A 14,472-nucleotide genomic window follows, 5' to 3' on the forward strand; every position below is an offset into this window, starting at 1 on the left:
ATTCAGGTCCAGTAGAGCAGCTTGGCCGCCGGCAGCCGCTCCGCCAGGTCCCGCGTAAGCCGCGCCCGCATCTCCCGCATCAGCTCGGCCGGCAACACGTATTTCACCGAGCCGAACTTGGTGAGCTTGCGGCTGCGCTCGTCCTCCCGCATCGGCAGGTCGGAACCCGGGTACCAGCCCTCCAGCACCGCCTTCGAGCCGGGGGTGAAGCGGTGGGTGATGAGTTCCGCGGTGAGATCGAGATCCTGGACACCGTCGAGCGCTTCCGCCGCCTGCGCGAACAGGTCGGCATAGGCCTCGCGCCAGTCCGGCACGGGTAGGATCGGCGCGACCGTGAGCCCGACCGGGTAGCCGGCACGGGCGACCGCCCCCATCGCGGCGAGGCGTTCGCGCAACGGGGCGGTGCCGCCCTCGTAGCGGACGGCGGCCGCGGCGTTGACCGAGAAGCGCAGCCGCGTGCGGCGGCGATGCTCCAGACCGAGGAGCGGCGCGACCGCGGCGAACTTGGTGGTGGTGCGTAAGCTGACCGGCGCGTCCCAGGCGCCGAAATGCCGGATCGCCGCGGCGAGCGAGCCGGTCAGGTGCTCGATCCCGAGGGGATCGGTGTAGCACGATGCCTCGAAGGAGGTGCCCTCGTGCGCGCGCTGGGCATTCACCGAGGTGACGCCGCCCTGGCCGAGATAACCTGCGAGATTGTCCAGGATCTCGGGCAGGTTGGCGTAGACCCGGGTCACGGGCGGCCCCGAGAGCGAGCCGGCGAGGTAGCAGTACTGGCAATGGGCCGGGCAGCCCTCGGCGAGGTCGACGCGCCAGTCGGCGCTCGGCGGGATCGGCTGCAGCTTCAGCTTGGTCGGCGGCGCGACGACCACCGCGAGGGTGTTCTTCGCCTCGATATAGGCCCGGCGCGGGTCCGGGTGGCGCAGGCCCGTGAGGCGGTTGCCGGGCAAGGCCTCGACGGGAAGGCCAAGGGATTCCGCCCGCGCCATGATCGCACGCCCGTGGGCGTACTCCCGCGCCGCGGCAGTAACGACGACCCGGCGCGGTCGCCAGAGGCGGGCCGTGCGGGCGGGGGCGGGATCGTGAAAGGTCATGCCCCGCGAACGCGTGGGACGGGACGCGTTAATGCCGGGCTTGAGGCCGCACCGTGTAGGTGCCGCCGCGAATCCGCTCCGGGAAACCTTCGGCGTAGCGGGCGGTGGCCTCCTCGCCGTAGGTCTGGACCAGTTCCTGGAACGCCGCGAACAGGGCCGCCTGGGCCATGCAGTCGCCGTCGAGCCCGTCGAGGCAACCTTCGGCGAAGGCCTCCGAAACGTAGCTGAGGGCGGCGCGCTTTGCCTCCTGGTCGGAATCGAGGGCGGGGTCGTGGTGGGTTTCGAACTCGGTCATCGACAGCCTTGAGATCGGGTCTCTGGTGAGAACGGCGGTCTCGGATCCGCAGCGGCCTCGTGTGATGTCCCGATTCATAGGCCCTCGGCCGGCGCCGGGCCAGCAAGGAATTGCGAAGAGGTTAACGGCGCCACGAGAATGCCTCCCTCTTCGACACGGACGCCACAGCGTGGCGGACCCGCAACAGGGAGTTTGTTAACCGCCGAACCGCCCGGCGAGCGCCACCGACAGGCGTTCGCCCTCCGCGATGTAGCGGGTGGCGGCTTCGACCGCGGAAGGCGTGCAGACCCGGTAGGTCACGGCGTAACCGCCGTAGCCCCGGTTATAGGCCCCGGCGAGGCGGTCGCGCCGGCCCGGGCTGGTGCCTTCCGAATCGAGCAGGGCCTTCATCCGGGCGGGCCATTCCGGCGCGTCGGGGTTTCCGCACAATTCGCGCAGGAAGCTCAGCGCGCCGATGATCTCCGACAGGCGCAGGAGGTCGCGGTCGTAGGGGGCCGGCGCGTCGGCCGGCGGCGGCGGAGCGGGGGCTTCCTTCTCGGGTGGCTTGGTCGGCGCTTTCGGCTTGGCTTGCTGCGCGAGAGCCGGCAAAGCCGCGACGAGGCAGGCGGCCAGGATGACGGCGCGTCTCATGCCTTGTCCCCGATTGCCGCGAGGGCCTGGGCGATCACGTCGTGCAGGCCCCGGGTGGTCGGCAGGTCGTGCGCCTCCGCAGGCGTCACCCAGCGCAGGTCCAGGGCTTCCGGCCCGGTGGTCGGCTCGCCGGACAGCCAGCGGACGGCATGGGGATGGATCACGAAATGGTGCAGCACCGCCCCGTCCGCGTCGCGCTCGATCACCTCGAGGGGTGTCAGCCCGGCGACCACCTCGGCCGCCACCCCGACCTCCTCGTGCAATTCGCGCAGAGCCGCTTCCGCCAGGGTCTCCCCCGCCTCCACCTGGCCACCCGGCAGGGTGTAGATGCCGCGCATCGGCGCCTGGCCGCGGGATGCGAGCAGCACCCGGCCGTCGCGCACCACGGCCGCGGACGCGGCGATGAAGGGGCGCACGGGATAGCGGCGGCGCCAGGCCGGATCGTCGGATTCGGCGCTCACGGCCGCGCATCTCCGTCCTGCACCGTGGCGAGCCGCCCGTCGGCCAGGGCCACCACGACCCGGTTGCCCATGACCGCGAGGCCGGCCCCGACCGGCGCCGGCAGGGTGACGCGCGCCCGCTCGGCCAGCCCTTTGAGCGAGACGTAGGCCAGGGCGGTGCGGTCGCGGCTCGCCACCACCAGCTCGCTGCCGAGGGTGGCGCCAGGGGCGGAGAACCCCTTGCCCTCGGCGCTCTTGGCCGTCCTGGCCGGTGTTCCGCCCGCGAGACTCCACTGTTCGAGCCGGCCCTCCGCGCCGCGCACCAGCACGGCGCCGGGCACCGGGCCGGGCAGGTCGGCCGCGAGCGCGAGCGGTCCCGGCTCGGGCGGGGTCTCGGCCCGCACCCGCCAGGTGCCGTCCTGGCGCCCGATCACCGCCAGCCCGGTGCCCTCCGGATGCTCGCTGAGCGCCAGGAGGTTGAGCGCCCCGTCGATCTCGACCGGCCGCAGGGTCTCGGCCGAGAACACCGCGCCCGCCCCCGGCGGCACCGTCGCGGTCGCCACCGGTACCGGCTTGGGATCGGCGCTCATCGTCACCTTCTGGCGCTCGCGCAGAGTCACCCCGGCGGCGCCGGGGCGCCCGTCCGGCCCGCTTCTCGGCCCCGACAGGTAGGCGCTGACCGGCCCCGACAGCACCCGGAGGGTGCCCGGCAGCGCGCCTTTCGGCGTCTCGCCGGCGGTCAGGCCTTCGATCGCGTCGAGGGACAGCGGGACGATGGTGATCGTGTCCCCCGTCAGCGTCAGGACGGCGGCCCCGGTCTCGCCCCACGCCACCGCGACCGGGCCGGCCTTGCGCGGCAGCTGCGGCAGCCCGGCAGTGGTGACGGCGAGCGCCGCCTCGCTGCCGGCATCGCGCAGCTGCGTCACGCGGAACGGCAGGTCGAGGAGCGTGACGCGGGGCTCGGCGGCTGCGGGCGAGGCGAGGAGCAGGAGCGCGAGCGCGACAGCCGCCCGCTCAGACATGCTGGCCGCCGTTGATGTGCAATTCGGCGCCGTTCACGTAGGACGAGGCCTCGGTGCACAGGAAGTAGATCGCCTTGGCGACCTCGTCCGGCGTGCCGAGGCGCCGCTGCGGGATCTGCGCCACCAGCTTGTCGGTGCCCGGCGACAGGATCGAGGTGTCGATCTCGCCCGGCGAGATCGCGTTCACCCGCACGCCCAGCGGCCCGTAATCGGAGGCCATCTCGCGGGTCAGGCCGGCGAGCGCCGCCTTCGAGGTCGCGTAGGCCGCCCCCGCGAAGGGATGGACGCGGGAGCCTGCGATCGACGTCACGTTGACGATCGAGCCGCGGGCCCGGGTCAGCTCGTCGCACAGGCCGCGGGCGAGCAGGATGGGGGCGAAGAAATTGACCTGGAACACCCGCTGCCAGTCGGAGAACGGGGTGTCGATCGACCCGAGCCGCGCGCCGCCGGCCCCCTTCGGCGAGATGCCCGCATTGTTGACCAGCGCATGCAGCAGCCCGCCCTCGGCCTCGAGCCGCCCGGCCACTTCCTTGACGGCGCGGATCGTGTCCTCCGGATCGGCGAGGTCGACCTGGAGGTGGTCCTCCGGCCCCATCTCCCACGGGCAGTTCTCCGGGAAGGGGTGGCGCGAGCAGGTGATGACGCGCCAGCCCGCCGCCGAGAAGCGCTTCACGGTGGCATGGCCGATGCCCCGGCTCGCGCCGGTGAGCAGCATCACGCGGCGGCGTTCGTTCGATTGGGCCACGGCCGTTCCTCAGGGATGTCCGGTGCGGGGCGCCGGCTGGTGGTGGCGCGGCGCGAAGAGCCCCAGGGTAGGGCTCCGGGCCCCGGAAATCCAGGGCTCGAAGGCCGGGGTTCGCCGCGCCGCAGCAAAGCTCGCGCGCCAGGGACCTTGCGCGTCAGGGATACAGGCGGCGGCCCGCCCAGGCGTCGCCCTGGCGGGTGAAGCGCACCCGGTCGTGCAGGCGGTAGGCACCGTCCTGCCAGAACTCGATCGAGACCGGGGCGATGCGGTAGCCGGTCCAGTGGGGCGGGCGCGGCACGGTCTCGCCGGGGAAGCGCGCGCCCACCTCCTCGACTGCCCGCATCAGGGTCTCGCGGCTGTCGAGGGGTTGCGACTGGCGGCTCGCCCAGGCGCCGAGGCGGCTGTCGCGGGCGCGGGTGGCGAAATAGGCGTCGGCCTCCGCATCCTCGACCTTCGTCACGGTCCCGCGGGCCCGGACCTGACGGCGCAGGCTCTTCCAATGCAGCACCAGGGCGGCGCGCGGATTGTCCGAGAGCTCCACCCCCTTCATCGACAGGGTGTTGGTGTAGAACACGAATCCGCGCTCGTCCGCGTCCTTCAGCAGCACGATGCGCACGTCCGGCAGCCCGTCGGCGTCGGTGGTGGCGAGCGCCATGGCGTTCGGGTCCTCCGGCTCGGCGGCTTGCGCCTCGGCAAACCATTGCCGGAACAGGACCCAGGGTTCCGGGTTCCGGGTGAAATCATCTTTCGTTAACTCGTTCACGGCATCGTCCTTACCCAAGTGGCTTGATGGCCAGTGTGACAACCGGAGCCGGGGGCGGGCCGGCGTCGCATCCCCATGCGTCGCGGCGGCCGCCCGGTCGTGAGAACAGGTGTAATGCGTTCGGGTGCGTGTAAAGTCGGTTCGGTGACGCTCGGGCTCGTCGTCGCGGCGGGCGCCCTGGGCAGCGTCCTGGCGATCGGCGGCTGCAGCCAGCCGCTCATCATGTTCACCCCGCAGGTGGAGGTGGCGCCGCCGGAGCCGGAGAGCACCGGCAGCATCGAGCCTGCGGCGCCCAAGAGCTTCGGCCCGGACCTCTCGGGTGAGGATTGGCGCCGGGCAAAGGCGGCGCTCTCCGTCGCCCTCGATCCCCAGGGCAACGGCCAGCCGGTGAAATGGGACAACCCGGATTCGGGCATGCGCGGCATGGTCAACCCGACCGGGCTGCCCTTCGTGAAGAACGACGAGATCTGCCGCGGCTTCCTCGCCTCGGTGATCGGTCCCGGCGGCAACCGCTTCGTGCGCGGCACCGGCTGCCGTCCGTCGGGGGGGGCCTGGGAACTGAAGAGCCTGAAGACGACGACGAAGCCGGGGTGAGGGGGCGCGCAGGGGCCGGGGCGCTGGTCGCATCGGGAATGGCGGGGGTGTCTCCTCTCCCCGCTGGCGGGGAGAGGGCTGCATTCCTGTTCAGGGAATGCAGCAAGCCCGAAGGGCGAGGGTGAGGGGGTGTTTCCGGAGGAGCCTCACTCGTCGAGACCCCCTCACCCTCGCTTCGGCTGCGCCTCCGCTTGCCGTATCACCTGGACGTGACACGGCCCTCTCCCCGCCCGCGGGGAGAGGAGACACCCCCGCCAATCCTCCTCCCGAATCGCCCACCGTGGCGCTGCCCCCGGAAGTGACGTACCTTCAACGCTTGCCGCTTCCGCCTGCGTTGCAATCCGGCAACACGGTCGCCAGATAGGGCTCAACCCATTCACGCAGGCGGACCCGCGCCCGGGCGCGTCGCACCGGAGCCGGGCCGCTCGAATCGCCATCGGATCGCCATGCGCAACCCATACGACGTACTCGGCGTGAGCCGCTCGGCCGACGAGGCGGAGATCAAGAAGGCTTTCCGCAAGCTCGCCAAGGCCTACCACCCCGATCGCAACAAGAACGACGCCAAGGCGCAGGACCGCTTCTCCGAGGTCAACCAGGCCTACGAGATCCTCGGTGACGCCAAGAAGCGCGAGCAGTTCGACCGCGGTGCCATCGACGGCGACGGCAAGCCCCGCTTCACCGGCTTCGAGGGTTTCGGTGCCGGCGGGGCCGGCCGCGGCGGTGGCGGCGGCTTCGACTTCGAGTCGATGGCCCGCGCCCGCGGCGGAGCGGGCGGCGGTGGGGCCGGCGGCTTCGGCGAGGACATCTTCTCGCACCTGTTCGGCGAGGCCTTCCGCTCCGCCGGCGGTGCCGGGCGCGCCGCGCCGCAGAAGGGCGAGGACGTCGCCGCCGAGCTGACCGTGACCCTCGACCAGGTCGCCAACGAGACCAAGCTGCGGCTCAACCTCCCGAGCGGCCGCGAGGTCGACGCGGTGGTGCCCAAGGGCGTGGTCGACGGCCAGGTGATCCGCCTGCGCGGCCTCGGCTATCCGGGCGCAAACGGCGCCGAGCCGGGCGATGCGCTGCTGACCATCCGGTTCGCCCCCGATTCCCGCTTCGAGATCGAGGGCTCGGACCTGCGCACCACCGCCGAGGTCCCGCTCGAGGATGCGGTGCTGGGCGGGCCGATCCGGATCCAGACCCTGACCGGTGCGGTCGAGATGAAGATTCCGCCGATGACCAGTTCCGGCCGGGTCTTCCGCCTGCGCGGCAAGGGCCTGCCGAAGAAGGACGGCACGAAGGGGGACCTGCTCGCCACCGTCGCCGTCACCCTGCCGGCGAATGCCGACGAGGCCCTGACCGAGTTCGCCCGCAAGCGCCGCGCCGCTGCCGCGACGAGCTGATCCTGAAGAAGAGCACGCAGCATTACCGGAGCCGGCGCACTTCCGTCGCCCGCGGGCGTCGGTTAAGGAAGCCGCTGGGGAGCCATGCACGGCCGGGTCCAACCGTCCGCCGCCGGCCCCCGTGGCGGCTGTTCTTTGGGTGACTCATGGCTGACTCGAACCGGGCACAAGTACAGGATGGCGGGCAGCCCCGCACCGGGCTTCTCGCCGGCAAGCGCGGCCTCGTGCTCGGCGTCGCCAACAACCGCTCGATCGCCTGGGGCATCGCCAAGAGCGCCCACCAGCACGGCGCCGAGCTGGCCTTCACCTACCAGGGCGAGGCCCTGAAGAAGCGCGTCGAGCCGCTCGCCCGGGAGCTGAACGCCGCCGTCGTCGGCCATTGCGACGTCACCGATCCGGCCTCGATCGACGCGGTCTTCGAGGCCGCCGGCCGGCATTTTCCCGACGGCATCGACTTCGTCATCCATTGCATCGCCTTCTCGGACAAGGACGAGCTGACCGGGCGCTACATCGAGACCAGCGAGGCGAACTTTACGAAGTCGCTGCTGATCTCCTGCTACTCGTTCACGGCCGTCGCCCAGCGCGCCGAGAAGCTGATGCGCAACGGCGGCTCGCTCCTCACGCTGACCTATTACGGCGCCGAGAAGTGGATGCCGCACTACAACGTGATGGGCGTCGCCAAGGCGGCGCTCGAAGCGTCGGTGCGCTACCTCGCGGCCGATCTCGGGCCGCAGAAGATCCGCGTCAACGCGATCTCGGCCGGGCCGATCAAGACGCTCGCCGCCTCCGGCATCGGCGATTTCCGCTACATCCTGAAGTGGAACGAGTACAACGCCCCGTTGCGGCGCACCGTGACCATCGAGGAGGTCGGCGAGACCGCCGCCTACCTGATCTCCGACATGTCCCGCGGCATGACCGGCGAGATCCTGCACGTCGATGCCGGCTATCACGTCGTCGGGATGAAGAACCCCGAGGCGCCGGACCTCAGCCTCGACAAGGACTGACCGGTTTCGTCCCCGGACGGCGCGGAACGGGGCGCCACGACGATCCGAGGGAGGCCGGACCTGCGGCCCCTTCGGCGCCATGTGGGCCCCGAGGCGGGCCCCACTTCGCAACGCGGAGCCCATCATGTCCACGCAGAAGATCGCCATGCTCACCGCCGGCGGCCTCGCCCCCTGCCTGTCGGCGGCGGTCGGCGGGCTGATCGCCCGCTACACCGATCTCGCGCCCGAGGCCGAGATCATCGGCTATCGTAGCGGTTACAAGGGCGTGCTCCTTGGCGATTCCCTCGCCGTCACCCCGCAGGTGCGGGCGAAGGCCCACCTGCTCCTCCGCCACGGCGGATCGCCGCTCGGCAACAGCCGGATCAAGCTGACCAACGTCAAGGATTGCGTCAAGCGCGGCCTCGTCAAGGAGGGGCAGGATCCTCTCAAGGTGGCGGCCGAGCAGCTCGCCCGCGACCGGGTCACGGTGCTGCACACGATCGGCGGCGACGACACCAACACCACGGCGGCCGATCTCGCGGCCTATCTTGAGGCGAACGGCTACCACCTGACCGTGGTCGGCCTGCCGAAGACCATCGACAACGACGTGGTGCCGATCCGCCAGACGCTGGGTGCCTGGAGCGCGGCGGAACAGGGGGCGATCTTCGCCGAGAACATCGTCAACGAGCAGAGCGCCAACCCGCGCATGCTGATCGTCCACGAGATCATGGGCCGCAAATGCGGCTGGCTCACCGCCGCGACGGCCAAGGCCTATCGCGACCGGCTGGACCGCACCGCCTTCCTCCCGGAATTCGGCCTCGACCGGGCGCACAAGGAGGTGGATGCGGTCTACCTGCCGGAACTGCCCTTCGACATCGCGCGCGAGGCCGAGCGGCTGCGGGCGCGGCTCGACGCCAAGGATTGCGTCACGGTCTTCTTGAGCGAAGGCGCCGGCCTCGACGAGATCGTGGCCGAGATCGAGGCGCGCGGCGAGGTGCTGGGCCGGGATCCATTCGGTCACGTCAAGATCGACACGATCAATGTCGGCAAGTGGTTCGCCGATCGCTTCGCGCCGATGATCGGGGCGGAAAAGAGCCTGGTGCTGAAATCCGGCCATTTCTGCCGCTCGGCCGCGCCGAATGCCGACGACCTGCGGCTGATCCAGGGCATGGTCGACTTCGCGGTGGAGTGCGGCCTGAAGGGGGTCTCGGGCGTCATCGGCCACGACGAGGATCAGGGCGGCCGCCTGCGGGCGATCGAGTTCCCGCGCATCCGCGGCGGCAAGACCTTCGATCCGTCGACGCCGTGGTTTACCGCCCTGCTGGACGAGATCGGCCAGAGCCACGGGTGAGAGGGGCCGGCGCCGCCCGGCGCCGGACCGGAATGAGACTCCAGGTGTGAATCACGACCCCGTCGCGTCGAGCGGCGGGGCGGCTTGGCCGGGTTCAGCCGCCCGGGTCCGGCGGATGAAGGGCAGGATGTTTCCGGGGATCTCGGGCAGCCCCGCCGCGGGCTGGATGTGCCGGCCTCCCGTCGCGAAGGACATCCAGCGGACGATCTTGCCGTCGCCGTGGCGGGCCAGATGCCGCTCGACCCGCCTCCGCGCCCACCGGGGCACGCCATCGCCGAACTTCATGGGGCTTCCCTCCCTGCTCGCCCATCGCGCGACTGTTGCCGCTTGATGAACGAAGCAGGGGCGCTCCCCCCGTGTCATCACCCATTTGGGTGACTCGATGCCAACCTCAGGTTTTCAGGACGATGCAGGCGCCGCCGATGCCGCGGATGCGGCTGCACAGGGCCTCGGCGCTCGTGCGGGTCTCGGACGGCACGCGGATGCGGTAGAAGGCCCGCGTGCCGCGGTGGCGCAGCCGCGTGCCGATGATCATCGGGCGCACGTCGCCGAGGATCGCGGCGTATCGGTCGCGGGCCCGGCCGAAGCTCGCCAGCGCGATCGACTTCGAGAAGTTGCCGGCGAGCTGGACGCCCCAGGGGGCGAGCGCCGCGGCAGTCTCGGCGAAGAAGGTGTCGGTGCGGCCGCGGATGCGCAAGGCGGCCGTGACCTGAAGGCAGCGGGTGCCCTCGGGCTCGGTCAGGTCGGTGCGGGGCTCCGCCTTGGCGGCGGCGGCCCAATCCTCGGCGCTGCGCCCGGTGATCGCCGCGACGTAGGCGCGGGTCTCGGCCGGCAGGCCGCCGGTGCCGGCAAGCCAGGCCGAGACGCGGCCGGGCCCGCCGTTATAGGCCGCCGCGGCGAGGCCGAGATTGCCGAAGCGGCCGCGCAGGTCGATCAGGAACCGCGCCGCCGCCGGGATCGCCTGTTCGGGGTCGAACGGGTCGGCAAGGCCGCGCTCCTGCGCCGTGCCGGGCATGAACTGCGCCACGCCCTGCGCCCCGGCGCGGCTCACCGCGCTGGGCCGGAAGCTGCTCTCGCGCCAGATCAGCCGGGTGAGGAAGGCGACCGGCAGGCCCTTCGACTGGGCGGCCCCCTCGATCAGCCGGCACAGGGCCTGCTCGACCGTCTCCTCCTTGCTCTCTGCGGCGGGCGAGGCGGGGGCGCCCAGCGCCGGGGAGGCGAGGGCCAGGGACACGAGGAGGGGGAGGAGGGCGCGGGTCACGGGCCCACCCTTACCCCGATTCGCTGAACGATTTGGCAAGGCGCGATCGTCGCGGTGTCTTTTGTATCTACCGTGACGTGCAGGGCTGTGCGGGTAAGAAAAGGCGCGGGTTTCTCCTCTCCCCGCGGGCGGGGAGAGGAGAAACCCGCGCCTTTTCCGTCATCGGGCGGCCCTCGCATCGCGCGAAGCTCTGGCGCCGGGCCCGCAGCCGCGCCATCTAGCGGGCGATGTCCTCGCCGCTCCTGTTCGACTCCGCCCTGATCCGCACGCGCCTCGCCCGCGCCCGCCGTGACGGCTTCGCCGATTTCCTGGTCGCGCGGGCGGTGGACGACCTGTCGGACCGCCTGGGTGCCGTGCTGCGGGAGTTCCCCTGTGCCCTCGACCTCGCCACCCCGGTTCCGGCGGCGGCGACGTGGCTCGCGCAGAGCGGCCGGGCCGGCGCCGTCACGCGGCTCGCCCCCGTCCCCGAACCGGGCAGCCCCGGCGTCGCGGTCGCGGTCGGCGATCCGGAGGCCTTGCCCTTTGCCGATCGGAGCTTCGACCTCGCGGTGTCGCTGCTGGCGCTCCAGCACGCCAACGACCTGCCGGGCGCCCTGGTGCAGGTCCGCCGGGCGCTGAAGCCCGACGGGTTGTTCGTCGGGTGCCTGCTCGGCGGGCGCACCCTGACGGAGCTGCGCCAGGTGCTGACCCAGGCCGAGAGCGAGGTCGAGGGGGGGGTGAGCCCGCGGGTCGCGCCCTTCGCGGAGGTGCGCGACCTCGGCGGCCTGCTCCAGCGCGCCGGCTTCGCCCTCCCGGTCGCCGATGTCGAGACCGTGACGGTGCGCTATGGCGATCCCTTCGGGCTGATGCGCGACCTGCGTGCCATGGGGCTGACCAACGCGCTGCGCGAGCGCCGCGGCGCCCTGAGCCGCGAGACCCTGATGCGGGCGGCCCATCTCTACGCCGAGCGCTTCGCCGATGCGGACGGGCGCCTGCGCGCGACCTTCGAGCTGATCTGGCTCTCGGGCTGGGTGCCGCACGAGAGCCAGCAGAAGCCGCTGCGGCCGGGCAGCGCCCAGGCCCGGCTGGCCGACGCCCTCGGCACCGTCGAACGCAAGGAGCCGTCATGACGGATCATCCGATCACGATCACCCCGAATCCCCACCGCATCCGCGTGATGCTCGGCGGCACGATCGTCGCCGAGACCACCCGGGCGCTCACCTTGCGCGAGGGCGGCATGCCGCCGGTGCAGTACATCCCGCGCGACGATGCCGAGATGGACCTCTTCGACCGCACCGAGCACCGCACGCACTGCCCGCACAAGGGCGATGCGAGCTACTACTCGCTCACGGCCGGCGGGATCGAGCGGGCGAACGCGGTGTGGAGCTACGAGGCGCCGTTCCCGGCGGTGGCGGCGATCAAGGATCACCTCGCGTTCTACCCGAGCAAGGTCGACGCGATCGAGGAGTTGACCGAGTGATCGTCACGGCCCGAGCAGGTCGACGATCGCCGGCAGCAGCGGCAGGTCGGCCGGGGGCATCGGGTAGCTCGCGAGGTCGCGCGGGCGCACCCATTTGAGCGCCTGCCCCTCGCGCGACTGCACGAAACCCTCCCAGCGCCGGCAGACATAGAGCGGCATCAGGAGGTGGAAGGTCTCGTAGGGGTGGCTCGCGAAGCTCAGGGGCGCGAGGCAATCCGCCTTCACGGTGATCCCGAGCTCCTCCGCGAGTTCGCGGATCAGCGTCTCCTCCGGGCGCTCGCCGGGCTCGATCTTGCCGCCCGGAAACTCCCACAGGCCGGCGAGCTGCTTGCCGGGCGGGCGCTGGGCCAGGAGCACGCGCCCGTCCGGATCGACGAGGGCGACCGCCACCACGAGGAGGAGCTTGAGGGGATCTGCCATAAGGGGCGGCTCGCTTGAGGGGAGGTGAGGTCGCGCCCGTCAGGGCACGACCTGATAAGTGACCTCGACGGCGGCCTCGACCGTCAGGGTGCCGGGCTCGACCGGGACGGCGAGGCCGCCGGGTGCGCCCTTGGCGGCATAGGCCCGGGCGAGGATCGGTGCCGGCGCACCGGCCCGCGGCGGCGAGACGATGCTCTCGAGGCGCCCGAGCCGGGTCCCCGCTGCCTCGGCCAGGATCGCGGCCTGGCGCCGCGCATCCCGCACCGCCTCGGCCCGGACGGCATTCTCGGTCTCGCCGGGCTCCGACAGCCCGAAAGCGACGCCGCCGATCCGGTCGGCCCCGCCGTCGAGCAGGCGGCGCATCAGGGCACCGAGACGCTTGAGGTCGCGCACCCGCACGGAGACGGAGTTGGTGGCCTGGTAGCCGTCGGGCACGTCCCGTACCTGTCCACCGGGATCGCGCACCGTCTTGCTGGCCGGCCGCAAGGACACGGCCGCCGTGGCGAGATCGGGACCCGTGATGCCGAATTCGCCCGCGAGCTCCACTACCTTGCGGGCGGCGGCCGAGTTCTGGTCGAGGGCCGCCGCAGGGTTGGGGCCCCGGCTCTCCACCGCAACCTCCACGGTGGCGAAGTCCGGCGCCACCTCACGGCTCGCGCGGCCGATGACGCTGATCCGGCCGGGCACCGCATCGTCGGCGAGGGCGGGCCCGATCAGCAGGGCACCCAGGAGGAGCGCGGGAACCGCCCTCACGAGCGGTAATCCCCGTTGATCTCGACATAGGCCTTGGTGAGATCGCAGGTCCAGACCCGGGCCTCGCCGGCGCCCAAGCCGAGATCGACCCCGATCCTGACCTCGTCGCCGCGCATCGCCGCGGAGGCCGCCTCCTCGTCGTAGCCGGGATCGCGGGCACCCTCGACGGCGACGCGCACGTCACCGAACCAGATCGCCAGCCGGTCGCGGTCGGCGGGCTCGCCGGCCTTGCCGACCGCCATCACCACCCGGCCCCAATTCGCGTCCTCGCCCGCCACCGCGGTCTTCACCAGCGGCGAGTTGGCGATCGACATCGCGATCCGGTGGGCCGAGGCGTCGTCGGTCGCACCCCCGACCTCGATGGTGACGAACTTGCGCGCGCCCTCGCCGTCGCGGGCCACCAGCTGGGCGAGCTCGACGAGCAGGTCGTCGAGTGCGTGCGCGAACTCCGCCAGGGACGGATCCTCGATCGACCCGACGGGCGCGTTGCCGGCCTTGGCGGTGGCGAACAGCATCAGGGTGTCGGAGGTCGAGGTGTCGCCGTCGACCGTGCAGCAATTGAAGCTCTTGGCGACGCCGCGGGTCAGCAGCGCCTGCAGCACCTCGGCCGGCAGGTCGGCATCGGTGAACACGAAGGACAGCATCGTCGCCATGTCGGGGGCGATCATGCCGGCGCCCTTGGCGATGCCGTTGATCGTCACGTCGACACCGCCGAGGCGCACCCGGCGGGTGGCGAGCTTCGGGAAGGTGTCGGTGGTCATGATGGCGCTGGCGGCCTCGGTCCAGCGTTCGGCACCCGGCCCGGTGCGGCCGGCGCAGTCGGCGAGCACGCCGTCGAACTTGGTGGCGTCGAGGGGCTCGCCGATCACGCCGGTCGAGGCGATGAAGACCTCGCCCGGCGCGCAATCCGCCGCCTTGCCGGCGATCTCGGCGGTGAGGCGCACCGAGTCGCGGCCCTTGAGCCCGGTGAAGGCGTTGGCATTGCCGGAGTTGACCACCAGCGCCCGCGCCGATTGCCCGGCCCGCAGGGTCTCGCGGCACCAGTCGACGGCGGCCGAGGGGCATTTCGAACGGGTGAAGACGCCGGCGGCCCGGGTGCCCGGATCGAGCAGGACCAGCAGCACGTCGGTGCGGCCGCGGTAGCGGATGCCGGCCTGCGCCGTGGCGAGGCGCACGCCGGGGATCGGCGGCAGGGCGGGCTGGTGCTTGGGCGCGAGCGGCGAGACGGGGTGAGACATGCGGGGCTCCGGTCCGCCGACGCCTCGTCCTGCGCGTCGGCGCCG

At 72.0% G+C, this 14,472-nt stretch carries 18 protein-coding genes; 6 read left to right on the forward strand and 12 right to left on the reverse strand.

All coding sequences use genetic code 11. From position 1 onward, the window contains the following. Positions 1 to 2 precede the first annotated feature (2 nt). From AC3AOF_RS13365 to pdxH, 7 genes are all read right to left on the reverse strand, one after another. Positions 3 to 1,091 (reverse strand): SPL family radical SAM protein, encoded by a 1,089-nt coding sequence (locus AC3AOF_RS13365; protein WP_488348782.1) that lies wholly within the window; start codon positions 1,089 to 1,091, stop codon positions 3 to 5. A 28-nt stretch (positions 1,092 to 1,119) separates the two neighbouring features. Next, the gene (locus AC3AOF_RS13370) at positions 1,120 to 1,386 is read right to left on the reverse strand and encodes a hypothetical protein (protein ID WP_236990335.1); all 267 of its coding nucleotides are present in this window, start codon (positions 1,384 to 1,386) and stop codon (positions 1,120 to 1,122) included. A gap of 195 nt (positions 1,387 to 1,581) precedes the next feature. Further along, positions 1,582 to 2,016, reverse strand: coding sequence for a TIGR02301 family protein (locus AC3AOF_RS13375; RefSeq protein WP_236990334.1), 435 nt, complete (start codon positions 2,014 to 2,016; stop codon positions 1,582 to 1,584). Further along, positions 2,013 to 2,477 carry an NUDIX hydrolase gene (locus AC3AOF_RS13380; RefSeq protein WP_488348783.1) on the reverse strand — a complete coding sequence of 155 codons (465 nt, stop codon included), beginning with the start codon at positions 2,475 to 2,477 and terminating at the stop codon, positions 2,013 to 2,015. Before AC3AOF_RS13380 ends, AC3AOF_RS13375 begins: the two co-directional genes overlap by 4 nt. Continuing rightward, positions 2,474 to 3,478 carry a hypothetical protein gene (locus tag AC3AOF_RS13385; RefSeq protein WP_488348784.1) on the reverse strand — a complete coding sequence of 335 codons (1,005 nt, stop codon included), beginning with the start codon at positions 3,476 to 3,478 and terminating at the stop codon, positions 2,474 to 2,476. The genes AC3AOF_RS13380 and AC3AOF_RS13385 overlap by 4 nt, the downstream gene beginning before the upstream one ends. Further along, the gene (locus AC3AOF_RS13390; RefSeq protein ID WP_488348986.1) at positions 3,471 to 4,193 is read right to left on the reverse strand and encodes an SDR family NAD(P)-dependent oxidoreductase; all 723 of its coding nucleotides are present in this window, start codon (positions 4,191 to 4,193) and stop codon (positions 3,471 to 3,473) included. The genes AC3AOF_RS13385 and AC3AOF_RS13390 overlap by 8 nt, the downstream gene beginning before the upstream one ends. Before the next feature lie 184 nt (positions 4,194 to 4,377). Next, a complete protein-coding gene (gene pdxH / locus AC3AOF_RS13395) occupies positions 4,378 to 4,986 on the reverse strand; it encodes a pyridoxamine 5'-phosphate oxidase (RefSeq protein WP_488348785.1) in 609 nt (202 codons plus the stop codon). A 144-nt stretch (positions 4,987 to 5,130) separates the two neighbouring features. Between pdxH and AC3AOF_RS13400 the strand changes: the two genes are divergently transcribed. From AC3AOF_RS13400 to AC3AOF_RS13415, 4 genes are all read left to right on the forward strand, one after another. Further along, entirely contained in the window at positions 5,131 to 5,580 is a 450-nt protein-coding gene (locus AC3AOF_RS13400; RefSeq protein WP_442919280.1) for an RT0821/Lpp0805 family surface protein, read from the forward strand. Between the two features lie 446 nt (positions 5,581 to 6,026). Further along, on the forward strand, positions 6,027 to 6,962 hold the full coding sequence (locus tag AC3AOF_RS13405; protein ID WP_236990330.1) for a DnaJ C-terminal domain-containing protein: 936 nt from the start codon (positions 6,027 to 6,029) through the stop codon (positions 6,960 to 6,962). A gap of 146 nt (positions 6,963 to 7,108) precedes the next feature. Further along, positions 7,109 to 7,966, forward strand: a complete 858-nt coding sequence (gene fabI, locus AC3AOF_RS13410) for an enoyl-ACP reductase FabI (protein WP_236990329.1) — start codon at positions 7,109 to 7,111, stop codon at positions 7,964 to 7,966. Positions 7,967 to 8,090: 124 nt separating this feature from the next. Continuing rightward, on the forward strand, positions 8,091 to 9,296 hold the full coding sequence (locus tag AC3AOF_RS13415; protein ID WP_236990328.1) for a pyrophosphate--fructose-6-phosphate 1-phosphotransferase: 1,206 nt from the start codon (positions 8,091 to 8,093) through the stop codon (positions 9,294 to 9,296). A 51-nt stretch (positions 9,297 to 9,347) separates the two neighbouring features. On the opposite strand, the gene AC3AOF_RS13420 is transcribed toward AC3AOF_RS13415, so the two are convergent. Both AC3AOF_RS13420 and AC3AOF_RS13425 read right to left on the reverse strand, forming a co-directional pair. Next, positions 9,348 to 9,581, reverse strand: a complete 234-nt coding sequence (locus tag AC3AOF_RS13420; protein ID WP_236990327.1) for a hypothetical protein — start codon at positions 9,579 to 9,581, stop codon at positions 9,348 to 9,350. A gap of 106 nt (positions 9,582 to 9,687) precedes the next feature. After that, positions 9,688 to 10,557 carry a lytic transglycosylase domain-containing protein gene (locus AC3AOF_RS13425; protein ID WP_236990326.1) on the reverse strand — a complete coding sequence of 290 codons (870 nt, stop codon included), beginning with the start codon at positions 10,555 to 10,557 and terminating at the stop codon, positions 9,688 to 9,690. Positions 10,558 to 10,784: 227 nt separating this feature from the next. On the opposite strand from AC3AOF_RS13425, the gene AC3AOF_RS13430 reads away from it, so the two are divergent. Both AC3AOF_RS13430 and AC3AOF_RS13435 read left to right on the forward strand, forming a co-directional pair. After that, positions 10,785 to 11,666 carry a methyltransferase domain-containing protein gene (locus tag AC3AOF_RS13430; protein ID WP_488348786.1) on the forward strand — a complete coding sequence of 294 codons (882 nt, stop codon included), beginning with the start codon at positions 10,785 to 10,787 and terminating at the stop codon, positions 11,664 to 11,666. Next, positions 11,663 to 12,016, forward strand: a complete 354-nt coding sequence (locus tag AC3AOF_RS13435) for a DUF427 domain-containing protein (protein ID WP_236990324.1) — start codon at positions 11,663 to 11,665, stop codon at positions 12,014 to 12,016. The genes AC3AOF_RS13430 and AC3AOF_RS13435 overlap by 4 nt, the downstream gene beginning before the upstream one ends. Before the next feature lie 3 nt (positions 12,017 to 12,019). Here the strand turns inward: AC3AOF_RS13435 and AC3AOF_RS13440 are convergent, their stop codons facing one another. The 3 genes from AC3AOF_RS13440 to argJ are packed head-to-tail and all read right to left on the reverse strand — an operon-like array spanning position 12,020 to position 14,427. Next, positions 12,020 to 12,436, reverse strand: a complete 417-nt coding sequence (locus tag AC3AOF_RS13440; RefSeq protein ID WP_488348787.1) for a (deoxy)nucleoside triphosphate pyrophosphohydrolase — start codon at positions 12,434 to 12,436, stop codon at positions 12,020 to 12,022. Between the two features lie 39 nt (positions 12,437 to 12,475). Further along, the gene (locus AC3AOF_RS13445; protein WP_488348788.1) at positions 12,476 to 13,189 is read right to left on the reverse strand and encodes an SIMPL domain-containing protein; all 714 of its coding nucleotides are present in this window, start codon (positions 13,187 to 13,189) and stop codon (positions 12,476 to 12,478) included. Continuing rightward, entirely contained in the window at positions 13,186 to 14,427 is a 1,242-nt protein-coding gene (gene argJ, locus AC3AOF_RS13450) for a bifunctional glutamate N-acetyltransferase/amino-acid acetyltransferase ArgJ (protein ID WP_488348789.1), read from the reverse strand. The genes AC3AOF_RS13445 and argJ overlap by 4 nt, the downstream gene beginning before the upstream one ends. Positions 14,428 to 14,472 lie beyond the last annotated feature (45 nt).

It is taken from the genome of Methylobacterium sp. 142-1Y (genome assembly GCF_057747795.1).